Annotated in this window: 23 protein-coding genes; 14 read left to right on the top strand and 9 right to left on the bottom strand. The window is 36.9% G+C overall.

The window, feature by feature from the left end; genetic code table 11:
- The first annotated feature begins 64 nt into the window (after positions 1 to 64).
- Entirely contained in the window at positions 65 to 1,759 is a 1,695-nt protein-coding gene (gene lysS / locus RBU60_RS07275; RefSeq protein WP_308864092.1) for a lysine--tRNA ligase, read from the top strand.
- A gap of 561 nt (positions 1,760 to 2,320) precedes the next feature.
- On the opposite strand, the gene yiaA is transcribed toward lysS, so the two are convergent.
- On the bottom strand, positions 2,321 to 2,785 hold the full coding sequence (gene yiaA, locus RBU60_RS07270; RefSeq protein WP_308864091.1) for an inner membrane protein YiaA: 465 nt from the start codon (positions 2,783 to 2,785) through the stop codon (positions 2,321 to 2,323).
- A gap of 157 nt (positions 2,786 to 2,942) precedes the next feature.
- Between yiaA and RBU60_RS07265 the strand changes: the two genes are divergently transcribed.
- Complete coding sequence (locus RBU60_RS07265) at positions 2,943 to 4,415, top strand: hypothetical protein (protein ID WP_308864090.1); 1,473 nt, start codon at positions 2,943 to 2,945, stop codon at positions 4,413 to 4,415.
- Positions 4,416 to 4,492: 77 nt separating this feature from the next.
- On the opposite strand, the gene RBU60_RS07260 is transcribed toward RBU60_RS07265, so the two are convergent.
- Positions 4,493 to 5,110, bottom strand: a complete 618-nt coding sequence (locus RBU60_RS07260) for a DUF937 domain-containing protein (RefSeq protein WP_308864088.1) — start codon at positions 5,108 to 5,110, stop codon at positions 4,493 to 4,495.
- Between the two features lie 179 nt (positions 5,111 to 5,289).
- Between RBU60_RS07260 and RBU60_RS07255 the strand changes: the two genes are divergently transcribed.
- The 3 genes from RBU60_RS07255 to RBU60_RS07245 all read left to right on the top strand — a co-directional run bounded on the left by RBU60_RS07255 (position 5,290) and on the right by RBU60_RS07245 (position 8,890).
- The gene (locus RBU60_RS07255) at positions 5,290 to 5,865 is read left to right on the top strand and encodes a hypothetical protein (protein WP_308864087.1); all 576 of its coding nucleotides are present in this window, start codon (positions 5,290 to 5,292) and stop codon (positions 5,863 to 5,865) included.
- A gap of 93 nt (positions 5,866 to 5,958) precedes the next feature.
- Entirely contained in the window at positions 5,959 to 8,439 is a 2,481-nt protein-coding gene (locus RBU60_RS07250; RefSeq protein WP_308864086.1) for a zinc-dependent metalloprotease, read from the top strand.
- A gap of 88 nt (positions 8,440 to 8,527) precedes the next feature.
- Complete coding sequence (locus tag RBU60_RS07245; RefSeq protein ID WP_308864085.1) at positions 8,528 to 8,890, top strand: hypothetical protein; 363 nt, start codon at positions 8,528 to 8,530, stop codon at positions 8,888 to 8,890.
- A 44-nt stretch (positions 8,891 to 8,934) separates the two neighbouring features.
- On the opposite strand, the gene RBU60_RS07240 is transcribed toward RBU60_RS07245, so the two are convergent.
- Together RBU60_RS07240 and xrtF are read right to left on the bottom strand one after the other, a co-directional pair.
- The gene (locus tag RBU60_RS07240) at positions 8,935 to 9,372 is read right to left on the bottom strand and encodes an exosortase F system-associated membrane protein (RefSeq protein WP_308864083.1); all 438 of its coding nucleotides are present in this window, start codon (positions 9,370 to 9,372) and stop codon (positions 8,935 to 8,937) included.
- Positions 9,369 to 9,920, bottom strand: coding sequence for an exosortase family protein XrtF (gene xrtF / locus RBU60_RS07235; protein WP_308864082.1), 552 nt, complete (start codon positions 9,918 to 9,920; stop codon positions 9,369 to 9,371). Before xrtF ends, RBU60_RS07240 begins: the two co-directional genes overlap by 4 nt.
- An 84-nt stretch (positions 9,921 to 10,004) precedes the next feature.
- Between xrtF and RBU60_RS07230 the strand changes: the two genes are divergently transcribed.
- Positions 10,005 to 10,463 (top strand): GAF domain-containing protein, encoded by a 459-nt coding sequence (locus RBU60_RS07230; protein ID WP_308864081.1) that lies wholly within the window; start codon positions 10,005 to 10,007, stop codon positions 10,461 to 10,463.
- Positions 10,464 to 10,566: 103 nt separating this feature from the next.
- Here RBU60_RS07230 and hemW read toward each other — a convergent pair whose 3' ends face one another.
- The gene (hemW, locus tag RBU60_RS07225; RefSeq protein WP_308864079.1) at positions 10,567 to 11,691 is read right to left on the bottom strand and encodes a radical SAM family heme chaperone HemW; all 1,125 of its coding nucleotides are present in this window, start codon (positions 11,689 to 11,691) and stop codon (positions 10,567 to 10,569) included.
- The gene (locus RBU60_RS07220) at positions 11,691 to 12,926 is read right to left on the bottom strand and encodes a glycosyltransferase family 4 protein (protein ID WP_308864078.1); all 1,236 of its coding nucleotides are present in this window, start codon (positions 12,924 to 12,926) and stop codon (positions 11,691 to 11,693) included. The genes hemW and RBU60_RS07220 overlap by 1 nt, the downstream gene beginning before the upstream one ends.
- A gap of 79 nt (positions 12,927 to 13,005) precedes the next feature.
- Here RBU60_RS07220 and RBU60_RS07215 point away from each other — a divergent pair, with 79 nt between their 5' ends.
- A complete protein-coding gene (locus tag RBU60_RS07215; protein ID WP_308864077.1) occupies positions 13,006 to 13,566 on the top strand; it encodes a sigma-70 family RNA polymerase sigma factor in 561 nt (186 codons plus the stop codon).
- The gene (locus RBU60_RS07210; RefSeq protein WP_308864076.1) at positions 13,567 to 13,845 is read left to right on the top strand and encodes a hypothetical protein; all 279 of its coding nucleotides are present in this window, start codon (positions 13,567 to 13,569) and stop codon (positions 13,843 to 13,845) included.
- A gap of 8 nt (positions 13,846 to 13,853) precedes the next feature.
- Here the strand turns inward: RBU60_RS07210 and RBU60_RS07205 are convergent, their stop codons facing one another.
- On the bottom strand, positions 13,854 to 14,681 hold the full coding sequence (locus tag RBU60_RS07205; protein WP_308864075.1) for a UbiA prenyltransferase family protein: 828 nt from the start codon (positions 14,679 to 14,681) through the stop codon (positions 13,854 to 13,856).
- Positions 14,682 to 14,817: 136 nt separating this feature from the next.
- Between RBU60_RS07205 and gcvP the strand changes: the two genes are divergently transcribed.
- The 4 genes from gcvP to RBU60_RS07185 all read left to right on the top strand — a co-directional run bounded on the left by gcvP (position 14,818) and on the right by RBU60_RS07185 (position 20,221).
- Positions 14,818 to 17,661, top strand: a complete 2,844-nt coding sequence (gene gcvP, locus RBU60_RS07200; RefSeq protein ID WP_308864074.1) for an aminomethyl-transferring glycine dehydrogenase — start codon at positions 14,818 to 14,820, stop codon at positions 17,659 to 17,661.
- 113 nt (positions 17,662 to 17,774) lie between these two features.
- Positions 17,775 to 18,836, top strand: coding sequence for a 3-oxoacyl-ACP synthase III family protein (locus RBU60_RS07195; RefSeq protein WP_308864073.1), 1,062 nt, complete (start codon positions 17,775 to 17,777; stop codon positions 18,834 to 18,836).
- An 11-nt stretch (positions 18,837 to 18,847) separates the two neighbouring features.
- Positions 18,848 to 19,372 (top strand): methyltransferase, encoded by a 525-nt coding sequence (locus RBU60_RS07190; protein ID WP_308864072.1) that lies wholly within the window; start codon positions 18,848 to 18,850, stop codon positions 19,370 to 19,372.
- On the top strand, positions 19,373 to 20,221 hold the full coding sequence (locus RBU60_RS07185; protein WP_308864071.1) for a glycosyltransferase family 2 protein: 849 nt from the start codon (positions 19,373 to 19,375) through the stop codon (positions 20,219 to 20,221).
- A gap of 8 nt (positions 20,222 to 20,229) precedes the next feature.
- Here the strand turns inward: RBU60_RS07185 and pafA are convergent, their stop codons facing one another.
- A complete protein-coding gene (pafA, locus tag RBU60_RS07180) occupies positions 20,230 to 21,921 on the bottom strand; it encodes an alkaline phosphatase PafA (RefSeq protein ID WP_308864070.1) in 1,692 nt (563 codons plus the stop codon).
- A 113-nt stretch (positions 21,922 to 22,034) separates the two neighbouring features.
- On the opposite strand from pafA, the gene RBU60_RS07175 reads away from it, so the two are divergent.
- Both RBU60_RS07175 and RBU60_RS07170 read left to right on the top strand, forming a co-directional pair.
- Complete coding sequence (locus RBU60_RS07175; protein WP_308864069.1) at positions 22,035 to 22,772, top strand: MlaE family ABC transporter permease; 738 nt, start codon at positions 22,035 to 22,037, stop codon at positions 22,770 to 22,772.
- A complete protein-coding gene (locus RBU60_RS07170) occupies positions 22,772 to 23,536 on the top strand; it encodes an ABC transporter ATP-binding protein (protein WP_308864068.1) in 765 nt (254 codons plus the stop codon). Before RBU60_RS07175 ends, RBU60_RS07170 begins: the two co-directional genes overlap by 1 nt.
- On the opposite strand, the gene RBU60_RS07165 is transcribed toward RBU60_RS07170, so the two are convergent.
- The gene (locus RBU60_RS07165; protein WP_308864067.1) at positions 23,533 to 25,008 is read right to left on the bottom strand and encodes a DUF389 domain-containing protein; all 1,476 of its coding nucleotides are present in this window, start codon (positions 25,006 to 25,008) and stop codon (positions 23,533 to 23,535) included. The two genes, RBU60_RS07170 and RBU60_RS07165, sit on opposite strands and share 4 nt — an antisense overlap.
- Positions 25,009 to 25,012: the final 4 nt, after the last annotated feature.

Genomic DNA, 25,012 nt, shown 5'->3' with positions numbered 1-25,012 from the left:
TTTGCTTTTTTTGATTGCTAAAAAGTTTGTAATTACCTTTGCAGCTTCAAATTAAATAGAAACTATGCAATTATCTGAACAAGAACTTGTACGTAGGGAAAAATTAGCTTCTCTAAAAAAATTAGGCATCAACCCTTATCCGGCAAATGAATATCCGGTAAATCATACTTCAGCAAAGATTAAACAGGAGTTTGAAGAAGGCAAGAAGGTGGTGATTGCAGGAAGATTAATGTCTAGAAGAATTCAAGGGAAAGCTTCTTTTGCAGAATTGCAAGACTCTCAAGGGAGAATTCAGGTATATTTTAATCGCGATGAGATTTGCACTGGTGAGGATAAAACGCAATACAACGATGTGTATAAGAAATTACTAGATATTGGTGATTTTATTGGGATAGAAGGAGAGCTTTTTACTACGCAGGTAGGAGAAAAAACCGTGATGGTGAAAAACTTTGTATTGTTAAGCAAAGCTTTAAAACCTCTCCCCTTACCAAAGAAAGATAAGGATGGAAACGAATACGATAAGTTTAACGATCCAGAAATGCGTTACCGACAGCGGTATGCAGATTTGGCCGTTAACTCTAAAGTGAAAGAGGTTTTTATAAAGCGCACCAAGTTATTTACAGCGATGCGTGATTTCTTTAATGACAAAGGTTATTTTGAAGTGGAAACGCCTATTCTACAGTCTATTCCTGGCGGAGCTGCAGCAAGACCTTTTATAACGCATCACAATGCCTTAGATATTCCGCTTTACTTAAGAATTGCCAATGAGTTGTACCTTAAAAGGTTAATTGTAGGCGGTTTTGATGGCGTTTATGAGTTTTCTAAAAACTTCAGAAACGAGGGAATGGATAGAACCCATAATCCTGAATTTACTGTAATTGAAATCTATGTAGCCTATAAAGACTACAATTGGATGATGGACTTTACGGAAAAATTACTCGAACATTGCGCCATTGCCGTGAACGGAACTACCGATGCTACTTTTGGAGAACACAAAATTAACTTTAAAGCTCCTTATAAAAGAGTGACCATGACAGATTCTATCAAGGAGTTTACTGGTTTTGATATTACCGGAAAAACAGAAGAAGAACTTAGAGCTGCGGCATTACGTATGGGCTTAGACGTAGACGAAACCATGGGGAAAGGAAAACTCATCGATGAGATTTTTGGTGAAAAATGTGAAGGAAACTACATCCAACCTACTTACATCACCGACTATCCCAAAGAAATGAGTCCGCTTTCTAAAGAGCACCGTGATAATCCAGAGTTAACCGAGCGTTTTGAGTTGATGGTTTGTGGGAAAGAAATCGCCAATGCCTACTCCGAGCTGAATGATCCTATCGATCAACGCGAACGTTTTGAAGACCAATTAAACCTGGCTAAAAAAGGAGATGATGAAGCGACAGAATTTATAGATCAAGATTTCTTACGTGCTTTAGAATACGGAATGCCGCCTACCTCTGGATTGGGAATTGGTATGGACCGACTTATTATGTTTTTGACCAATAATCCTTCTATACAAGAAGTGTTATTCTTCCCACAAATGCGTCCAGAGCGTAAGCAACTAGACTTAACGGAAGAGGAGAAAACAGTCTTAGATTTATTAAAGAAAGAATCCCCGCAAGAATTGGAAGTTATAAAGAGTGCTTCTGGCTTAAGCAATAAGAAATGGGACAAAGCCACCAAAGGCTTAAGAAAGCACAAGCTCGCTAAGGTGAATAAAACCGATGAAGGTTTGTTTGTAGAATTAGAAAGCTAGTTCAACTGTCACCCTGAGCGACAGTCGAAGGGTCTTTTTCATAAAACTTAAAAAGGAATCATTCTTTACGGAATTGATTCCTTTTTGCTTTTGTAGCAAAGTAAAATCACACAAATTGAAACCAATAGATATAATACAAAAATTAGAGAATAGTGAACTGTACTTAGAATTAATACTGGCAATAGGCTTATGAAATTAGTCAAGTAACCTATGAGCATTATATTTATTTCCTCCTGAAATACAAACACCAACCCCACAATACACAATACACTCGTAACACTTATAAGGTTTAATGATAAGCTGAAAATACAATCTATCATACTAAACAGGCTTAGCATACCAAAGGGTATCGTTATTCCTTTCCCCATAGAAATTGGAATCATAATCAATAGAATAATTGATATTAACTTTAAAATAATGATCATTTTTATTCTCATGATAAAGTAGATAAACATATTGAGCAACACTTTATTAGAACAAAAAACGACCCTAAAAAAATCTTTAGAGCCGTTTACAAACATCAAAACAGGACTTGCTTTAGAAGTGCTGTTTTGGTGTTTTTTATTTCTCCTTCTTATCAATCCATTTGATGTCTCTGGTGTTTTTTTGCACGGCAATCGCACTAAACAAAGCCAAGCTAAACGACATTCCGTAGAAGCCTTTTTCACTTAGTTCCAAATCGGCGTTCCAAAGGCCAATCACCAATAATAAGATAGAAGCGATGGTGGTTACCCAACTAATCCCAAAATACACATCGGTTACGGGAATATTTTCTTGTCTGTCTCGCACGCTTTTTTGAACCGAAATCACCGAGAAAAGACCAAATAACAAAATGGTGAAGTAGTAGCCTTTTTCGTTAAGCATCATCTCTGCATTCCACAATCCAATGCAGTAAGAAATCATTCCAATAAATAAAGCCGACCAAGAAGCAGAAACAAAAGCTCCTGTAGGTTTTCCGTTAAACGGCGTATTTTTTGTTTTTTCTAAATCAACTCGTTCGTTTTTAAAATCTGTTTGCGTTTCCATAATTCATTTATTTTGATGTTTGTACTCACAAAGATGCAGCAAGCTTTAGAGTGAGACTAAGCTATTTTTAGAACATTCTTACGATTCAAAACATTATTATAAACTATAAAGTGCTATTTTTATACATTTATTGACACCTATAACCTACGATTAAACAATGTCTATTGTTCCTTTAATACAAGCGCTTAATGAAGAAGAGCAACACAAAGTGCTTAAGTTTCTCCAACAACACAACCAACGTGGCGATGTAAAAAACATTCAATTGTTTAATTACATCCGTAAAGGAAAGACGGAAAAACTGGATGAGAAAATTTACGGAAAACCTTCAAAGAATGCTTTTTATGCACTTTGCAACCGTCTTCAAGAAAACATTATTGAAGTGGTTGCAGCGAATAGCTTTTCTGGTAAAACTTCAGAAGAGATTAGGTGTCTTAAATGCTTATTGGCTAGTCGTATATTTTTTGAGAAGCAACTTTATCCCTTAGCGGTAAAAACCTTGCAGCGTTCAGAAAATCTGGCGAAGGAGTTTGAATTATACAGCATTCTAAATGAAGTCTATCATACCAAAATACAATATGCACAACATCAAAAAAACAAATCCCTAACAGCGCTTTTTGAGGAAGCTAAGCATAATTTAGAAGCATTTCAAAACGAGTTTCGTCTTAATATGGCTTACGCCGAAATAGAAACAGGACTTCGGCAAAATCCGCTTCAAAATTCAAAAGATCTGATTGAAAAAACTTTTTTTAAACTTCAAATTCAAGCGGAAGAAACGCTTACCTACAAATCTTTATTTCAATTACTGAGTATGTTATCCGAGGCAGCGAAACAACAAAGTGATTATTTTAAAATATTAAATTACGCTTCAAAGTTGTTTAACATCGTAAAGAAGAAAGCTCATTTTGTCGAAAAACACGAATATTATTATTTACACATCTTAAGTTTGATGGCTAACATCTACTTTAGAACCAAAAGATTTGAAGACTCTCTTTCACTCCTTGAAGATTTACAAAATAAGTCGCTAGACCCTAAAAACAGTTCTTTTGTTATGGAAGATACTGTTCTTCTTACATCTCTCAACCTTATTTACACCAACCAACTTGATGCGGCCATAACCAACTTAGAACAGACCTCCTTAAAAACTCCCAACCTCAACTTAACTCTAGCGGTATGTTTTATTCTTCAAGAAGAGCCTCAAAAAGCCTATGCGATCATAAAAGAATTTCAGCATAGCGATCATTGGTACGAGAAAAAAATCGATTTACTTTGGGTGATTAAAAAAAACCTGATTCATCTTATTGTTCTTATCGAACTGGAGAAAGTTGATTTGGTATATCAACACTTCCAATCTTTTTATAAGCGTTTTGGCACCCGACTTAAAAATGCTGGCGAAGAACGAATTCTTCAATTTACAAAATTGGTAAAAGCTTATTATGACCATCCTGAAGAAAGCAACTCTGAAAAATTAAAACATCAATTAGAAACCAGCTTTCTAAGCGACCCAGAAAAGCCTGCCGATATTTTGATGCTGGGTTTTTATGCTTGGATAAAGTCTAAAGTCTACCAAGAAGAAGTCTATCAAGTTCTCTTAAAAACCCTCGACTTCACTTCGCAGAATAAGTCCGTTTAAAATTCTACCCACAAAAAAGTCCTTTCAAAAAGTAATTTTTTTGAAAGGACTCTCCTTTATATCATTAAGGTGACGTTCTAGAAAAGACCGCCAAGACCTCCTCCGCCATCTTTCTTATCTCCGCCTAAGAATTTTCCGGCTATATCATCCATAACACTTCCATCTCCATCGGCGTCCAATAGGCTTTCTAGCATAGAAGCATCTTTATCTCCGCTTGTTCCCATTGCAGAACCAAGCATATCAGATAAACCACCGCCTCCGCCGCTTTGTTTTTGTTTCCCTAGGAAGCCCATAACCAATGGCATCGCCATTTTTATAATCTTGCCCACAGATGAAGCATCTACTCCGGTCATTTTACTAATATTTCCTGTTAATGCAGATTCTTTTCCGCCGCCAAGCACGTGACCTAAAATATCGCCTCCTTTACTTAACAAACTACCACCATCTCCACCACCTAGCATTCCGCCAAGACTACTTAAGATAGACCCATCATGTTCTTTCGACTCTAACGCATTATTAAGGTTTTTTTCTCCTTCTTCTGTCTTAGCATTAGATTTCATAGCTCCCAAAATTGCGGGTAAAGCCATAGAAAGTACCGATCCTGTTTTCTCTTTAGAGACACCTGCTTCGTTACTTGCTCCATTGATAAGGTTTTGACCTGCTTCTGTTTTTAATAAGTCTAAAATTGATGACATCTTTATTGTTTTTGAGTTACCGCAACAATATAATTAATTTTTACTAAAACAAGCTTTAAAAACCTATTTCTATTCAGAACAGAAGAAAAACACAGTCAAAAGAAAAATTTATCTTAAATTAGAAGCTTGAGGTAATTTTGCCTCTTTTTTCTATAAATCAAACCTGTAGATTTCATTCTATGCCTCTAAAAGACATTCCCGAACAAAGACATTGGACCATTTCGTATTGGGATGTGGGGAAGCTACTCTACCTTTCTTTAGGGTTATTTATCTTAGAATCTATACTTTACGGGAGCCAATTAATACAATCCTATCAAAACAACTCTACTTGGGGCACCGTCTTTTGGGTGATTTGCTTTCTATTTTCTTTTGTCCATATCTTTTTAGTTCTTATGGATGGATGGTCTCGTTTTCAAAATTATAAAAGAGTAAAAGATCAATTCTACATTTATGGCTTTAACATCAAAACCGCCAATCATTACAAGGGGTCTAAATGCCAAAGAAATGCAATTCTTGTAGCTTCCAAAGAATTGGGACTAGAGCAACAAGCAGTTTCCTTTTATAAACGCCAAGGCATAAAATGGTATTATTTAATTCCAGATTTTATGGTAAGCGATCCCTTCTTTATGATACGATCTAATTTTTGGGCGAGAACCTTTATGGAGAAAAAATACATTCCCAAAATTGATTTCAGTAAAATACAATCCGAAAAAACACAAAGTACCTTATCAATTAAACCCTCCATGGGGGATTAAACCTTTATATTTTTTGGAGGTCAAAGCATTAGTAACAATCCAAAACCTAGGATAGGTTAAACCCTCGGGAGGGATTAAAATCTAAGTATTTCTATGAATAAATCACTATTATTTAAAACTTGCCTTGTCGGAATAAGTCTCTCGTTGAGCAGTTGCGCTGTTTTTCAGAAAAAGCAAAGTCCGCATTCAGAAAAGGAATCCATTAAAAAAGGGGACATTAAAGACTACAAGAAAGTAATTACCAAAGAGGCAAAATCTGATACAGGTTTATTTACCGTTCATCATTTAAACAAGAAATACTTTTACGAAATTCCAGATACACTTTTTAACCGAGAGATGTTAATGGTAACGCGTATTGCTAAAACGGCCAACGGAATTGGTTTTGGCGGCGGAAAGCAAAACACCCAAGTATTAAGATGGCAGAAAAAAGGGGATGATGTTTTACTAAGAGTGGTTTCTCATGAAATCGTCGCAGCAGATTCTCTTCCGGTACACGAAGCAGTAGTTAACTCTAATTTTGAGCCTATATTATACTCCTTTCCTATTAAAGCATTTCATAAAGATTCGATCAGCAAAAATACAGTAATCGATGTTACCGATTTGTATGAAAAGGATATTGCAGCGCTTGGCTTTCCGCAGGGAAGAAGAAAACAATATAAAATATCTGGCCTAGATGCTGATAGGTCTTACATAGATACCATTAGAAGCTTCCCTAAAAACATTGAAGTTAGACAAGTAAAAACTTACAAAGCGAGCAATCCTCCCTCCAACAGTTCTACGGGTTCTATTTCTTTAGAGTTTAGCAATTCGATGATTTTGTTGCCAAAAACTCCTATGAAAAGACGCTATTTTGACGAACGTGTAGGTTGGTTTGCTAGAGGTCAAACAGATTATGGCTTAAATGCACAAAAAAGCAAGAAAGTCAAGTATTTAGACCGCTGGAAACTTGAAGTAAAAGAAGAAGACAAGCAAAAATTCTTAAATGGTGAATTGGTCGAGCCTAAAAAGCAAATCGTTTATTATGTAGATAGAGCGACGCCAAAACAATGGGTTCCTTACATTAAACAAGGAATTGAAGATTGGCAAGTGGCTTTTGAAGCGGCTGGTTTTAAAAATGCCATTATCGCCAAAGAAGCCCCAAGTAAAGAAGAAGATCCAGATTGGAGTCCAGAAGATGTACGTTTTTCTGTAGTTCGGTATTTGGCTTCTCCTATTCCTAACGCCAATGGTCCACACGTAAGCGATCCTAGGTCTGGAGAGATTTTAGAATCCGATATCAATTGGTACCACAATGTAATGACACTTTTAAGAAATTGGTTCTTCGTTCAAACGGCGGCTATTAATCAAGATGCGCGCGGTGTAGAATTTAAAGACGAAGTGATGGGAAGACTTATTCGCTTTGTATCTTCTCATGAAGTTGGTCACACCTTAGGATTACCTCACAATATGGGAAGTAGCGTTGCGTACAACGTAGAAGATTTACGTAATCCAGAGTTTACCAGTAAATATGGGACTGCACCTTCCATTATGGATTATGCTCGTTTTAATTACATCGCGCAACCGGGCGATGGCGATGTGGCTTTGATGCCAAATATTGGCATTTACGATAAGTACGCTATTAGCTGGGGATACAAACCTATTTTTGATAAAACGCCAAAAGAAGAAAAACCTATTTTAGATGAATGGATTTTAGCACACGCCGGAGACCCTATGTATAGATTTGGGAGCCAGCAAAGCGGAAGCACCATCGACCCGAGTTCACAAACAGAAGATTTGGGTGATGACAGTATGTTGGCCAGCGAATATGGTATCAAAAACCTAAAAAGAATTATGCCTAATCTTATAGAATGGACGGCAGAAGATGGTAAAGATTACCAAGATCTAGATGATTTATACCAGCAAGTACTAAGTCAATACAATAGATATATGGGTCATGTGACGGCAAATATTGGCGGGGTTTACGAGCATTATAAAACTTACGACCAAGAAGGAGCTGTGTATACGCACGTTGCCACGGAAAAACAAGAAAGAGCGATGCAGTTTTTGCAAGATCAACTGTTTACGACTCCAGAATGGCTGTTAGATCCTTCTATCTTCAACAAAATTGAATTTGACGGAAGCGTTGAGCGGTTAAGAAGCTATCAAGAAAGAACCTTAAACAATATTTTAGATTTCGGAAGAATGGCAAGATTGATTGAAAATGAAACCATCAACGAAGATGTATATGGCTTATTAGATATGATGACCGGTCTAAGAACTGGTGTTTTTAAAGAATTAAGCAGCGGAAATAAAATAGATATTTATAGAAGAAATTTGCAACGCGCTTATGTCAATAGAATGGAATACTTAATGACTGGAAAACAAAACTCTATTCCTGCTGAGTATAAAAATTGGATAAATCACAGTGCTATTAATGTAGAACAAAGTGATATTCGTCCAGTAGTTAGAGCCGAGCTCAACAACTTAAAGAGAGACGTTCAACGTGCGATTGGAAGAACTTCAGATAAAATGAGTAGATATCATCTACAGGATTTAATAGAGCGAATAGATTTAATTTTAGACCCTCGAGGTTGATTTTTAAGGTTACATTAACTTTATTTTAAATAAAAATGTATATTTACATTTCATTTTTAACCAAAAACCATAAATAAAAAACCAAACCATGAGAAAAATAATATCCCTTATTGCGCTTAGCCTTGCTTTTTTAGCTTTTACACCAGAGATGAATGCTCAAGATTCAAAGACCGCTGAAGAAGTGGTTCGTGCTGAAACCTTAAAACAAGTAGATGAGCTTTCAGAAACATTAGGTTTAGATGCTAATGATCAAACAAGATTACACCGAAGTCTTTATGCTTATAATATAAATACAGAAGTACACATTAAGAATGTTACCGAAAAGAATGATGCGTATTATGCTAACAAAAAGAAGTTTGAACACTCTTTAATTGCTAGTACTAAAGAATTTTTATCTGCAGATCAAGTAAATCATTTAAAGAAAGTTCTTAAGATAGAAGCTGCTGAATAGATCCAGCATCAAACAGAATTGAAACTAAAATTATTAAAACCGACTTACAAGTCGGTTTTTTTTATGCTTTGTTGGTAATAAAATGCCGGTAATAATAAGAGAAGAAAAATAGGCTGTATTAAAAACCGACGCACATAAAACAAGAACATATAGCTTTCTGCTTCCATCGGAGAAAGAAGCACAAAGAAAATTACTATTAAGACTACAAATGCCAATCCGTAAAACAACCCAGAAAACTTCAAAATACTTTTCTTAGGGAAAGCTAAAAGTAAAATCAATAGCGATAAGATGGTATTCATTAAATAGCGAAGGGAAGTGAATCCAATCAATTTCCATTTTTCAAAATTAGGCGGTTCCATTGTGGTGAAATTAGACTTAAAGAAACTCACCAGAGGATCATGAAAAAGAGTATCTTCAAAAAAGCGGATACTCACCAAAAGCAAAACGCAACCTATTCCTAAAATCCACTTGACAACTCTCATGAGCTTGTCGTTTTAGTTTTAGTATTCATTCGCACCCAAAGCATCCATAATAAGAATACCAATCCGTAAATAAAACCGGGAAAAACTATATCGTGTAGGAAAGAAGCGTATTCTGGGTATTCATGAATCCCTATACATAGCAAAGCAACCCTAATGATATTTAGCGCATAAATGAGAATAGCTCCAGTTAAGCCAAACAAAAAGGTCTTTTTAAAGTTACTATGAAAAGCAATGATAAAGGCTACAAATAAAATCATCACGCTTATGGCATTACAGCCTTCCACAATTCTTGCGACATACTCATTATTTATAATAAATTTCATGGAGAGATCTGTGGGATGCGGCGCAACCCGAACCTCATACCCCAAAGCCTCTGCAACATATTTGCTTTGATAAGAAACCAAATGCGTCACATAATCTGGGTAATATTTTTCAGAAGAAAAATGTGTTAAATAAGCTTGATAGCCCAACGCTAAAAGCATGTAAGTACCCCCAAACAATAGGAGAAATTTTACAACCGCTTTATTTTTTTTTATAAGTTCTATCAAAAGACTTAAGTTTTATACGAATTTATAGAATTAGAAACTTTAAGAGCGGATTATTATAAATACTTTTGTGTAAAAAAATTTATTATGACATTTCAAGAAATTCAAGCCAAGGCTGTGGAGCTTATCCAAAACGAACATGAATCTGTAGATCACCGCTTAAGCCAAGTATGTTCTTTGCTAAAAGAAAATGTGGCCCACTACGACTGGGTAGGCTTTTACTTTAAAAACGGAGACAAGAGAGAACTCAAGTTACGCGCTTTTGCGGGAGCTCCCACCGATCATATCATCATCCCCTTCGGAAAAGGGATTTGTGGCCAAGTCGCCGAGTCTAACAGTAATTTTGTGGTTCCAGATGTACAGGGGCAAGACAATTACATCTCTTGCAACATCAATGTAAAAAGTGAGATTGTGATTCCGCTGTTTGTACACGGCGAAAATGTAGGACAGATTGATATTGATTCCAACACCGCAGATCCATTTACCAAAGAAGATGAAACCTTTTTAGAAAACATCAATAAAGAAATTGCTAAAATTTTAGGTTAAGATTTATTTGGGCGTTTCCCTACGGGTCAGGCTTTCGCTACTCGCTTTTTGCTTTTCACAAAGCAAAAGAGCTCACACATGCCGCTCAATCCTTAACGCAAAATCACTCTATATAAAACAAATCAGCAGCAATACCATCGCTTAAAAATTTTCCTTTTTGAGTGATGGTATATTTTTCACCCTTCTTTTCTAAAAGTTCTTTCTCAACAAAAGCAGGAAGTTCTTTTGCCAAGTAGTTTACATAAGTAGCTCCAAAAAGCTTTTCTACTTCTGCCAAATCAATTCCCCACATAGTACGTAAACGCGTCATCACATATTCATTATACGCATCGTTAACACTTAGTGTCTCTTGCTCTAAAGGCAGGGTTTTATTTTGAATCGCTTTAACGTACTTGATGTTGTTAGCCACATTCCAACTCCGTACGCCTTGATGATAACTATGTGCTGAAGGTCCAATCCCTAAATAGGATTCTCCCATCCAATAAGCGGTATTGTTTTTAGAAAAATAACCTGGTTTCCCAAAATTCGAAAACTCGTAGTTTACAAATCCTGCTTCAGACATTACGCGCTGTAAGATGTCAAAATGCGCTTTCGCTAAAGCATCTTCTACCGGAGCCACTTTTCCTTTATCAATCATTTTTCTTAAGGCTGTATTAGGCTCTACCGTCAAAGCGTAACTAGAAATATGTGGTACTTCTAAAGACAAAGTAATCTCCAGATTTTCTCGCCAGCGGGCTTCGCTCATCTTCGGAATGCCGTAAATGAGATCTATAGAAATATTATCAAAATACTTCTTCGCATTTTGAATAGAGGATAAAGCTTCCGCTTGGTTGTGAGCTCTATTCATTAACTGTAGGTCTTCCTCAAAAAAGGACTGCACCCCAATACTTAATCGATTGATAGGGGTTTGAGCCAACTCCTTAATCTTCTCTAGAGATAAATCATCTGGATTAGCTTCTAAAGTGATTTCCGCGTTAAGCGAAACCTCAAAATGCGCGTTGATTGTTTCTAAAACAGAAAGAATTTGCTCTTTGCTTAATAAACTCGGTGTTCCTCCACCAAAATAAATGGTTTTTATGTCTGGGCTCTGCTCCTCTTTTCTTAAAATAATTTCTTGCGAGATGGCATCTACCATTTCGGGTTGGCGTTTAAGCCCCGTAGAAAAGTGAAAATCACAATAATGACAGGCTTGCTTACAAAAAGGAATATGTATGTAAATACCAGCCATTACTTATGTTTATTTTTCTCTTCAATCCAAAGCGACATATATTTGGTGCTTTGCAACGTGTGATGCATTAACATCGCGCCCATAAAATTTCGTTGTCGGTGTTTAGAAAGTTGGTGTTGTAGCCTATTAATCGTATCAAAAAAGTTGGTACTAAAGCTTTCTTTCTGAAAACGATTCTGAATAATTTTAAAGCCGTTTTTTTGTGCTTTTAGCCATCGCTTTTCTCGGTTATAAAGCATAAATGCCGCTTCTGCAATTTCTTGATCGTTGTTAGAGATTTCTCCGTTCCAAGGATAGATTCCACAAATGCCCTCAGCACCAATGGTCGTGGTAATACTCGGAGTACCGGTAAGCATTGCGTCAATAAATTTTCCTTTGATGCCTGCACCAAAACGCAAAGGCGCCAATAATACTTTATAATTTTCGATGGTGCTCAAAGCTTCTTTAGCCCTACCTTTTATTAAGAAACGTTCTTTAGGATTGTGTAGTTGCTCTACTTTTTGTGTGGCATAAGCTCCGTAGATGTGAAGTTCTGCTTTGGGAAGTTCTTTTCTTATCAGCGGCCAAATGTATTGCTTTAGATAGAGGACGGCATCCCAGTTGGGGTCATGCAAAAAATTTCCTATAAAAAGAAAATGTTCTCGTTCTTCAAAACTTTTTAAATTTTCTGACTGGGAAGTGCGTTCTTGAGGCACTAAAAAGGGAATGTAAAGCAAGAGGTCTCTATCTATTCTAAACTTTTCTATAAGTAAATCGCGCTCCGCTTCAGAAATGATCAACGTCAAATCACACCGTAAAATACTTGCAATTTCCCTTTTGGCCTCTTTAGAAAATAAATCGGCTTTGGTTAATACCCTATTATTTTTTGCGGCTTCGTACCTGGCTTTTCTAAAAAAGTGCAAGTCTTCAGTATCTAAGACCCGTAAAGCATCGGGGCAATTTTCTGCGATGCGCCATCCAAATTGCTCTTCCATCATAAAGCGATCAAACATCACGATCTCTGGATTGAGTTTTTTTAACCAGGGATCAAATTCACTTTCATTGGCTTCTATTTGAACTTGATCAATACCCATTTCCTCCAAATTAACTGCATACTCAGAGAATTTTGCAGGACAAGCATAGGTAATCTTATACTCTTTTTCTAAAAAAAGATCTATAAGTTGCATCATTCTGCTTCCTGCGGCAGAAGAAGCGGGTTCTGGCCAAATGTATCCAATAATAAGCAGCTGCTTCATTTTATGTTTTATTTCACAGTTAACACGAAAAGTTTATTTTATATTCTTTGTAGCTTTAGCTCCTAAATTAATAGGAGTTATGCCACCGAGCAAAGAAAATCAAATTAAACCAGAAAATTGGGTAGATCGCTACTCAGATTTTCTTTTTAACTATACCATAACTCGTGTGAATAACAGAGAAATTGCGAAAGACCTTATTTCTGAAACTTTTCTTGCCGCATTAAAATCGATGAAAAATTTTAAAGGGGAAGCCAGTGAGCGCACTTGGCTGGTCTCTATTTTAAAGCGTAAAATTATTGATTATTACCGAAGAATAAATTCTAAGAAAGGAAAAGCCGAAGTTAAAATCAATTACCGTAATGAAGGCGATGACGGGGATTGGTTAGAGCAACAAGTGAGTAACCGTGATGGCGTTAGCGCAGAAGACGATTTAATGAATGATGAATTAAGAACTACGATCTTCGATTGTCTAGCTACTTTACCCGAACAACAGGCCAAAGTTTTTAAAATGAAAACCATTGATCATTACGATACGGAAGCGATTTGTAATGAATTAAATATTAGTGCGTCTAATTTATGGGTAATTATACATAGAGCGAGAAAAAAAATGGCCGAATGTATGCAAGATAAATGGCTTTAAATGATGAGTAAACGGGAAGATTTACAGCAATCTGATTGCGAAAAATACGGCATATTTTGTGAGAAATGCCAGTACGATGAAGCCAGTTACTGGGAGCGGTTCAAGCTTAAATTTCATTTATTATTGTGTGGCGGCTGCCGAGAGTACTCCAAAAACAATACGCATTTAAGCGAGGCTATTAGAAACGCAAAACTCAGCAATCTTACCCCAGAGGAACAAGAGAATTTTAAACAAATGCTTCAAAACAACCTGGTAGAAATTCGTGTAAACGAAGAGTAATACTTTCCTTAATTTTTTCCGTAAAGAGCTCCTAATTCTAATAAGAACCACAAAATAGGAATCGCTTCTACCCAAAAAGAAGTGTAATATTTAGGCTGATCTTTTCTTGTCTTCACAATAGCCCAAATGCTTATTAATCCGATAAGAATAGTGGAAATCATTCCCCAAAATTGAAATTCGGCTATCCAAACCTGAAGAAGCATGACCATAATTAAAAAAACATATCCTAAGGTTTTTACTTTTTTAATTCCTATCAATTGAGGCAAGGTACCTAAACCATCTGGATCATATTTTAAATCGCGAACCTCAAACGGAATGGTAATTGAAATCACAAATAAAAAAATCTGAATCCACTTGAGAATCACCGGCAAAGTAAAAAGTGGCATAATATCTACCAAGGGCAAGAAGACGCATACGCCCGCCCACACAAAGGCAATGATAAAGATTTTTGTTCCTTTTAAATTTCTAAGGTTGGTATGTTTGGGCAAAAAGGGAATCGAATATAAGAGCGTGCTCAACCCCATTAAACCGGTTAAGATCCAAAATTCTCTAGATTGAACCGAGAAAAAATACAACAAGGCTAAAAAAGCAACCAACGAAAAAATTTGAATAATTCTCAAATTCTTAGTGAGACTATAATGATGTAATTTGGCTATTCCTGCATATTTCACAAAGTTATAGCCAGAAATTGTACCCAAAAAGATAAAAACTAAGACATTTGTTCTTAGGTGTCCCACCAATTCCAACCTCGTCACTGCAGCAAGCGAAGTCACCGCTAAAGCCACATGAATACTGCTGTTGATATAAAAATTAACTCCTTTTTTTATAAAGTTCATAAGTCAAAAATAAAGTTTTAAAATGAGACCAAGAATTTTCTCTTAAAACTATCACTTTATGCGGCAGAATTAACACTTTTTTATACTTAAAAAATGTACTTTTGCAAACCACAAACACAACTACATTTTTTACTACATGAACACAGATTCTTTCGCATTAAGACATATTGGTCCAAGACCAGAGAAGATAGCAGAAATGCTAGAAACCATTGGGGTTGATTCACTAGATCAACTAATTTTCGAAACGATCCCAGATGACATTAAACTCAAAAAAGACCTAGATTTAAACCCAGCTTTAAGCGAGCATGAATACTTAGAACACATCACTAAGCTTGCCGCTAAAAACAAAATGTTCAAATCATACATTGGTTTAGGCTATCACCAATCCATTACGCCACCTGTGGTCCAGCGTAATGTATTAGAAAACCCGGGATGGTATACCGCCTATACGCCTTACCAAGCAGAAATTGCTCAAGGCCGTTTAGAAGCGCTGCTTAATTTCCAAACCATGGTCGCAGACCTTACGGGAATGGAACTTGCCAATGCTTCTCTTTTAGATGAAGCTACTGCTGCTGCAGAAGCAATGACCTTACTTTTTGCCCTAAGAGATCGCGCTCAAAAGAAAAAAAAGGTCGTGAAATTCTTTGTTTCCGAAGAAATTTTACCACAAACACTTTCTTTATTAGAAACTAGAGCCAATCCCTTAGAGATAGAATTGGTGGTAGGAAACCACGAAGAATTCGACTTCTCTGAAGATTTCTTTGGTGCTATTCTTCAGTATCCAGGAACGAGCGGTAAAATATACAATTACGCTCCGTTCATCTCCAAAGCAAAAGACGCCGGGATTAAAATTGCGGTCGCTGCCGATATTTTGAGCTTAGTAAAACTTCAAGCTCCAGGGGATCTAGGCGTAGATGTCGTAGTAGGAACTACGCAACGTTTTGGGATTCCATTAGGATACGGAGGGCCTCACGCTGCTTATTTTGCAACCAGAGAAGAATATAAAAGAAATATCCCAGGAAGAATTATTGGGGTAACTAAAGATGTTGACGGAAATGTAGCCTTAAGAATGGCGCTACAAACCAGAGAGCAACATATAAAAAGAGATAAAGCAACCTCTAACATCTGTACTGCACAGGTATTGCTTGCGGTAATGGCCTCTATGTACGGCGTATATCACGGTCCTAAAGGGCTAGAATATATTGCCAATAAAGTGCACCGCTCCACAGCAGAATTAGCTGATGCTTTAGAACAATTAGGTTATTATCAAGAAAATGAACTTTATTTTGATACCATTCGTGTAAAAGCAGATCCTATCAAAATTAAAGAAATAGCGGAAGCCAGCGAAATTAACTTTTACTACCCAGAAGATGATACGGTATCGATTAGTTTAAATGAAGCGACTAGCTTAACCGACTTAAATAACATCATCGCTGTTTTTGCACACGTAGCAGGAAAAACTTCTTTCAAAATTACGTCTTTAGAAAAAGATGTAATCGAGAAGCAAAACCTTGCTAGAGAAACGGAATTCATGACGAATGAAGTATTTAATAAATACCATTCTGAAACGGAGTTGATGCGTTACATCAAAAAATTAGAGCGAAAAGATTTATCATTGAATCATTCGATGATTTCTTTAGGTTCTTGTACGATGAAGTTGAACGCTGCCGCGGAAATGCTTCCGTTAAGCTACCCACAATGGGGAAATATTCATCCTTTCGTACCTATCGAGCAAGCTCAAGGTTACCAAGAAGTCTTGAAGAAATTAGAAGATCAGTTAACCGAAATTACAGGTTTCCATGCGACTTCACTGCAGCCTAACTCGGGAGCTCAAGGAGAATTCGCTGGATTAATGGCGATTAGAGCTTACCACGAATCTCGCAACGATCACCATAGAAATATCTGTTTAATTCCTTCTAGTGCACACGGGACTAACCCAGCGAGTGCTGTAATGGCAGGAATGAAAGTGGTGGTAACTAAAGCCAATGACTCTGGAAGTATCGATGTAGATGATTTAAGAGAAAAAGCTTTAAAACACAAAGATAATCTTTCGGCAGTAATGATTACCTACCCGTCTACCCACGGAGTGTTTGAATCGGCTATTAAAGAAATCACACAAATTGTTCACGATAACGGCGGACAAGTATATATGGATGGTGCTAATATGAACGCGCAAGTAGGATTGACCAATCCTGGAAATATTGGCGCAGATGTTTGTCACCTTAACCTACACAAGACTTTTGCGATTCCTCACGGAGGTGGCGGACCTGGAGTAGGACCTATTTGTGTGGCCAAACAATTAGAACCATTTCTACCAGGAAATCCTATTATTAAAACAGGAGGAGAGCATGCAATTAACGCAATTTCTGCAGCGCCTTGGGGTTCTTCTTTAGTATGCTTAATTTCGTATGCTTACATCACGATGTTAGGTCCTAAAGGATTAAAATCGAGTACAGAACACGCCATCTTAAACGCCAATTACATCAAGCAACGCTTAAGTGGTCATTATGAGACGCTATACTCTGGAGAACGAGGAAGAGCGGCACACGAAATGATTATTGACTGTAGACCGTTTAAAGAAAGAGGCATTGAAGTGGTAGATATCGCCAAACGTTTAATCGATTATGGTTTCCACGCGCCTACAGTTTCCTTCCCAGTAGCAGGAACGATGATGATTGAACCTACAGAAAGTGAAAGCAAAGAAGAATTAGATCGTTTTTGCGAGGCTTTAATTTCTATTAGAGAAGAAATTAATACCGTAGAAAAAGATGAACCTAATAATGTTCTTAAAAACGCTCCGCACACCTTAGCAATGTTAACCGCTAATGAATGGGAGTTCCCTTATTCAAGAGAAAAAGCAGCTTACCCGTTAGCTTATGTTTCAGATAATAAATTCTGGCCAACAGTGAGACGTGTAGATGATGCTTACGGAGATAGAAATCTAATGTGTACTTGCGCTCCAATGGAGGAGTACATGTAAGGCTTTGATCAACTATGAAAAAAGCCTGTATATGTCTACAGGCTTTTTTATTTTTAAAATTCTTTCTTTGAAAATAAAGAAATGATTAAATTGTAAAAAATTATAGATTTGATATGGCAGAAGTAATTACGGGGGTAGGAAGTTATATCCCTCAAACAAAGATAGAAAACTCTCATTTTTTGGAGCACCAGTTCTTAAATGAAGATGGATCTGCCATCGAAAACTCCAATGATAATATTATAAAAAAGTTTCAAGCCATTACAGGAATTGAGGAACGCTTATACCTTGAAAAAGGAATGACCGCTTCCAATATGGCGAGCATTGCGGCTCAAAAAGCCATAGAAGATGCTCGTATAGATCCAGAAACTTTAGATTACATTATTGTAGCTCACAATTTTGGGGATGTTAAAGACAAAAACACCCAAGGAGATACGGTTCCTAGTCTTGCGGCAAGAGTAAAGTTCCAATTAAAAATTGAAAATCCTAATTGTGTAGGTTACGATTTGCTTTTTGGTTGTCCTGGTTGGCTAGAAGGTGTGATCCATGCCAAAGCCTTTATAAAATCTGGAATGGCCAAACGCATTCTGGTGGTAGGAACCGAAACTTTATCGAGAGTAGTAGATGACCATGACCGCGATAGCATGATTTTTAGTGATGGTGCCGGTGCTGCCATTATTGAATATAAAGAGGAAGAAGACCAAGGTATTATTTCGAACAAATCGGCTACCTACGCTTTGGCGGAATCGAATTTTATCAACTTCGATGAATCGTTCAATAAAGGGAATTCGCTAGCTACCAAGTATATAAAAATGAAAGGGAGGAAAGTATATAACTTCGCCCTTACTAAAGTCCCCGCTGCAATGAAAGCTTGCTTAGATGAAAGTGGCTATAGTATTAAAGATGTAAAGAAACTATTTATTCATCAGGCGAATGAAAAAATGGATCAGGCCATTTGTGATCGTTTTTATCAATTATTTGACGTACCCGCACCAGCGCATGTGATGCCTATGACCATTCAGAAATTAGGAAATAGTTCGGTGGCTACTTTACCTACCTTATTAGATTTAGTAACCAAGAAAAAAATGGAAAATCAAGAGATACAAAAAGGAGATGTCGTTATTTTTGCCAGTGTTGGTGCAGGAATGAACATCAACGCTCTTGTTTACAAATTTTAAGATATTAATAGGTGTACGAGCAACATTTTCCGCATAAGCGTTATAAAGAAACTTTGGCCTTCTTAGAGAAACATGTGCCTAAAGATCAAGCTCTTTTAGATCTAGGTGTTGAAAACCCTTTGACCAAGCTTCTTAAAAAAAATGACTATCAAATAGAAAATACCAAGGGAGAAGATTTGGACTTAGATTTTTCTAGCGTTAAAAATTCTTCTGCAGAAGTGGTGACTGCCTTTGAAATTTTTGAACACCTCATCGCTCCTTTTAATGTACTTCGAGAAATTAAAGCCGATAAGTTAGTCGCTAGTATTCCGCTAAGACTATGGTTCTCTCCTGCCTATCGCAGTAAAACTGATCCTTGGGATCGACATTACCATGAATTTGAAGATTGGCAATTTGATTGGTTATTAGAAAAAGCAGGCTGGAAGATTATCGATTCTAAAAAGTGGACCAATCCCGTCAACAAAATTGGCATTAGACCTTTGCTTCGGAAAATTACGCCGCGTTACTATATGGTCTACGCCGAAAGAATATCATAAATGGATATTTATATTGTCATTCCCGCTCATAATGAAGCTGCGTATATTGCAAAGACGCTTCAGTCATTAGTGACGCAGTCTTTTTTACCTAAAAAATTGATGTTAGTGAATGATCATTCTTCAGATGACACCGAAAAAATCATTGCTTCCTTTTCCAAAGAATACGATTTCATAGACTACATTAATACCTCCTCTAGCGAAGAACATTTACCGGGCAGCAAAGTAATTAATGCTTTTAATAAAGGCCTGGAGAAGCTAGACACCAACTACGATGTGATTTGTAAATTTGATGCCGATTTAATTTTCCCCAATAACTACCTAGAAAGTATAAAAACCATGTTCGTCAACAATCCTGAACTAGGAATGGCGGGCGGCGTGTGTAGCATTCCACATCAAAACGGCTGGAAAATAGAATCCCTAACCAATAAAGATCACCTAAGAGGCGCTTTAAAAGCTTATAGCAAAACCTGCTTTAAGAAAATTGGCGGACTTAAAAATGTGATGGGTTGGGATACTGTAGATGAATTGCTGGCAAAATACCACCACTTTCAAATTGAAGTAGATCAAAATTTGGAAGTCAAACACTTACGTCCCACAGGAGAAACCTACCACGCTAAAGCTAGATACAAGCAAGGAGAAGCTTTTTACCGTATGCGATATGGTTTTAGCATCACCGCAATTGCCTCGCTTAAATTAGCTTTAAAAAAGAAAAAACCTCGCTTGTTTACCGATTATCTTAAAGGCTATTTTCTCGCTAAAAGTAATCAAATTCCTTTTATGGTTTCTTCCGAAGAAGGAAAATGGATTCGCGCTTACCGCTGGAAGAAAATTAAAGAAAAGCTCTTTTAAAGTTTCTCTTACTTCTCTTCCAATACTTCCTGAAGCACTTCTCCCGTAATCGCATTAGGAAAAGCAATTCCTAATAAAGCAGAAATTGTTGGAACGATATCTATAATTTGCGTTTTTGCGAAAATTTGTCCTTTTTGAATTCCATTTCCGTAAAAGATTAAAGGCACGTGGGTGTCGTAAGTAAACGGACTCCCGTGCGTACTTCCCGTTTCTGAATAAGAAATATAGCCGGGCTCATATAAATAAACCACATCGCCACTTCGCTGTTGGTGGAAACCATTTTCAACATAGCTCATTATTTTATCATTGCTGCTCATCGCTTCAATTTCATTTCGCGTATAGGCTTTATAAATATGAGGTAGGGAAATTAGAAAAGCTTTTAACTCGTTCGCCAAATCTTGTGCTTGGATATTCTTTTCCTTCAGGCTCTCTTTACGGAAGAAAATTTGGTTGTTAGAAATATGTTCTACTAAATCTAAAGTACCATATTCTTCCCCCAAAAATTGCTTGATCTTCTTCCGCATGGTTTTACTTCTCAAGTAACCCGCAGGTATTTTTTTGCTTTTCAAATAATTCGGGACGTGAATAGCTCCATGATCTGCGGTTAGAAATAAGGTATAATTTCCTTTCCCTACTTTTTCGTCCAAGTTTTTAATAAGTCGGGCGATATCTTGATCCAAGCGAATGTAATTATCTTGTACTTCTTTAGAGTTCACCCCAAAGCTATGACCAATATAATCTGGACTCGAATAGCTTAGCGTTAGGAAATCGGTGATGTTATCTTTTCCCAAAGCCTCTCCATCAATCGCTGCAAGAGCAAAATCTGTAGTGATATTATTTCCGTAGGGAGTCGATTTTAAAATATCATAACCGTCATTTTCTTTACTTAAAGCTTTTAAGTCATAGGGAAATGTGGCTGTTTTTTTTCCGCGAAAGCGATGTTCAAAATCATTATCATCAGGTCCGCTTTCTACATAAGTGCTGATAGGTTTTAGCGTATTCCAAGGTTTTAAATAATTCTCTACGGTATTGGAAGAATTAAAATCTTCTACCCATTGGGGTAAGTCATTTCGATAAAAAGAACTGGTAATAAATATGCCCTCCTCTTTTCCGTGAAACCAATAAGCCGCATTGGCTGTATGACCCGCAGGTAAAATAGAACTACGGTCTTTTAAAGCAATCCCAATGGTTTTCCCTTTAAACTGTGTATGCAAGCGATTTTGATCTGCTACAGTCGTCACCTGCAAGCGAGAAGGAGACATTTGTCCTGCAACATCTTCGGTACCGACACTGGTTTGCTCCCCATCTTCAGTACAATAAACGTACTTTTTGGAAACCTTATCATACCAAGAGTTAGAAATAATCCCATGATTTTTAGGCGAAGTTCCCGTATAAATAGAAGTATGTCCCGGCGCGGTGTAGGTAGGCACATAGTTGTAATGATTGTTTTTACACGTAAAGCCTTCATCTACCAATTTTTTAAAGCCGTCTTCCCCATAGTGATCCCAAAAACGGGTGAGGTAATCGTAACGCATTTGATCTACCACTACCCCAACCACTAATTTGGGCTGATGAGCAAGTGAATTTGGAATAATAGAATCTTTTGCGGTAAGATTGGTTTCGTTTTCTTTAGAAAAGTCACTGGTTTTACATTGAAAAAACAGGACTGCCAGCGCAGGTAAGAGAATTAACTTCTTCATAATTGGTCTTTAAAAGCACAAAAATACACATGTTAAAGAGATAAAAAATTAATTGTAAGTTAAATGCTTTTGTTTTTGGTGATTCTATTTTAGATTTACAAAAAAATAACCGAATGAGTTACCTTCACAGTATTGGTGAATATTTTATCATGTTGAAAGACATCTTTAGAAGAATGACTAAAGGTTCTGTGCTTAAAACACTCATCTTTAAGGAAATTGATGACCTCATCATCAATTCTATGGGAATTGTGGTATTTATTTCCTTCTTTATTGGGGGAGTAGTAACCATTCAAACTGCCTTAAACCTCAACAACCCTTTAATTCCTAAAAGTTTAATTGGGTTTACCGCAAGGCAATCTATTATTCTAGAATTTGCTCCTACGTTTATTTCTATTATTATGGCGGGGAAAGTAGGCTCTTACATTACTTCCAGTATCGGAACTATGCGCGTTACCGAACAAATTGACGCCTTAGAAGTGATGGGAATTAATTCGTTAAATTATTTGGTTTTCCCTAAAATCATCGCCATGCTTTTGTATCCTTTTGTAATTTCCATCGCCATTTTTGTAGGTCTTTTAGGTGCTTATATGGCCGGTGTGATGGGTGGTTTTGTAGCTAGCGAACAATTTTTAGAAGGCTTACAAAGTGATTTTATTCCTTTCCACTTGGCATATGCATTTATTAAAAGTTTCTTTTTTGCCCTTATTCTGGCGACCGTCCCTTCATACCACGGCTACTATATGAAGGGGGGATCTTTAGAAGTAGGACAAGCAAGTACAACCTCTTTTGTTTGGACTAGTGTTATTTTGATTATCACCAATTACGTACTCACTCAATTACTATTAAGCTAATGATTAAAGTAAAGAATTTACATAAAAGCTTTAGCGGGGAAGAGATTTTAAAAGGAATCGATACCGAATTTGAGAAAGGAAAAACCAACCTTATCATAGGACAATCTGGTGCCGGAAAAACGGTATTCCTAAAGTGTTTACTCGGATTGATAACGCCTACAGAAGGATCTATAGAATATGATGGGAAAGCTTACGCTACTTTAGACAAAGAAGAGCAACGGGAACTGAGAAAGAATATGGGAATGGTTTTTCAAGGAGGTGCCTTGTTTGATTCTATGACCGTTGCCGAAAATGTCATGTTTCCGCTAAAAATGTTTACCAAACAAACTAAAAGTCAACGTTTAGACCGAGTTAGAAAAGTACTTGATCGCGTGGACCTACTCAATGTAGATAAAAAATTCCCTTCAGAGATTAGTGGGGGGATGCAAAAAAGGGTTTCTATTGCCAGAGCCATTGTCAACCAGCCTAAATATTTATTTTGCGATGAACCTAACTCGGGATTAGATCCTAGAACCGCTATTCTTATTGATAACTTGATTCAAGAAATCACCAAAGAATACGACATCACCACCGTGATCAATACGCACGATATGAACTCGGTGTTAGAAATTGGTGAAAATATCATCTTCTTAAAAGATGGAAGGTTGGAATGGCAAGGAAACAAAGACATCATCTACAAGACCGAAAGTGAATCTCTAAGTAATTTCGTTTATTCTTCAGATTTATTTAAAAAAGTTAGAGAGGTTCAGTTAAAAGGAATTTAAGCCTTCTTCTTCGCAGGTTTCTTTTCTGTTTTCTGAAGTCTTGAATGTATCAACAAAGTATCCACATTCAGTTTAAACTGAAGCCAGTTTTTTAATTTCTCTTCGTCTTTTATACGCTTCTCCTTGGGAATACTATCATTCCAAATCACATTAAATTCTGGAATGGTATCAATTGTTTTAAAGTCTGATATCACGGTTTGTGCAAATCCAAAACCACGAATATCCTCATAATTCAATTGCACCTCCCTACTTATTCTTTCAAAAGGTATCTCATTTCGCTTAAATCTAGCCAAGTTCGTGACCTCTTTTTCTAAGTAGGCAATGCGCTCGTCTTTATTGAGAATACTCAAGGAATCCCGACGCTTAAACTCTTTCATATACTCCACTTGATCGTAAGATTCGGTGCGCTCGTTTTGTAGAATGATCAAAGAAGTATTATTTAAATTAGGATACCTTTTCATCTTTTCGCGCCATAAACCAATAATAGAGTTAGGGATTTCCTTTCCTAGAAAGGAAACTTCAATTTTAGGATCCCTACCGCCATCATAGGTAGCAATCGTCGAATTCTTCTGAAGAAAAGATTCTTTATAAATCATCAACTCTTCCTGAACAAATTTTTGAGCATCTTGCTTAAAGTAAGACTCCTTCAGCATATTGTAAAATAAATAAATACTAGGAATCATCACAATAATTGCAATCGCCGAAGCCATTTGTGCAATAAATCTTCTTCGTTTAGAATTGGCGTATTTCACCAAAGGAAAGCCCAATAACTTGGACACTACAAAGGTGGAAAGCGCAATAAAGGTGGCATTAATAGAGAATAAGTAAAGTGCTCCTCCTGCATCAGACCAGCTTCCTTGAGCCAATCCGTAACCCACGGTACACAAGGGAGGCATTAAGGCGGTAGCAATCGCCACTCCAAAAATAACACTCGCAATGGTTCCTTTTTTGGTTTTGGCAACAATCAAGGCCAATCCCCCAAAAATAGCTACCAATACATCTAAAATCGTAGGATAAGTTCTGGCTTCTAGTTCGGCATTACTTCCGTTTAAGGGTGAAATTAAAAAGTATAAAAATGCGGTAAGCACACTCAGCACCAACATCACTCCCAAATTAATCAAAGAGCGCTTAAGCATATCTACGTCATTAATCGCCACAGAGAGCCCCATTCCTACAATCGGACCCATTAAGGGAGAGATTAACATCGCTCCAATCACCACCGCCGTACTGCCCACATTAAGACCAATAGAAGCTACGAAAATAGAAAATACAAGAATCCAGGCGTTATGGCCTTTAAAGGTAATGTCTTTTTTAACCGCTTCAATCGTAGAATCTCTATCGGTATCGTTTCGAATATCTAAAAGCTCTTTTAAAAACTGCTTTAGACTAGCAAAAGTTCCCTTTAAATCTTTTTTAACGATTTCTCCCTGCGTTTCCTCAGGCGTTGGGCTATGTGTATGGTTCTCTTCCAATGGA

Source organism: Mesonia profundi, from assembly GCF_031085155.1.
Classification (GTDB): domain Bacteria; phylum Bacteroidota; class Bacteroidia; order Flavobacteriales; family Flavobacteriaceae; genus Mesonia; species Mesonia profundi.
The sequence above is the reverse complement of the archived record's forward strand: the minus strand, read 5'-3'. Positions and strand labels throughout refer to the sequence as shown.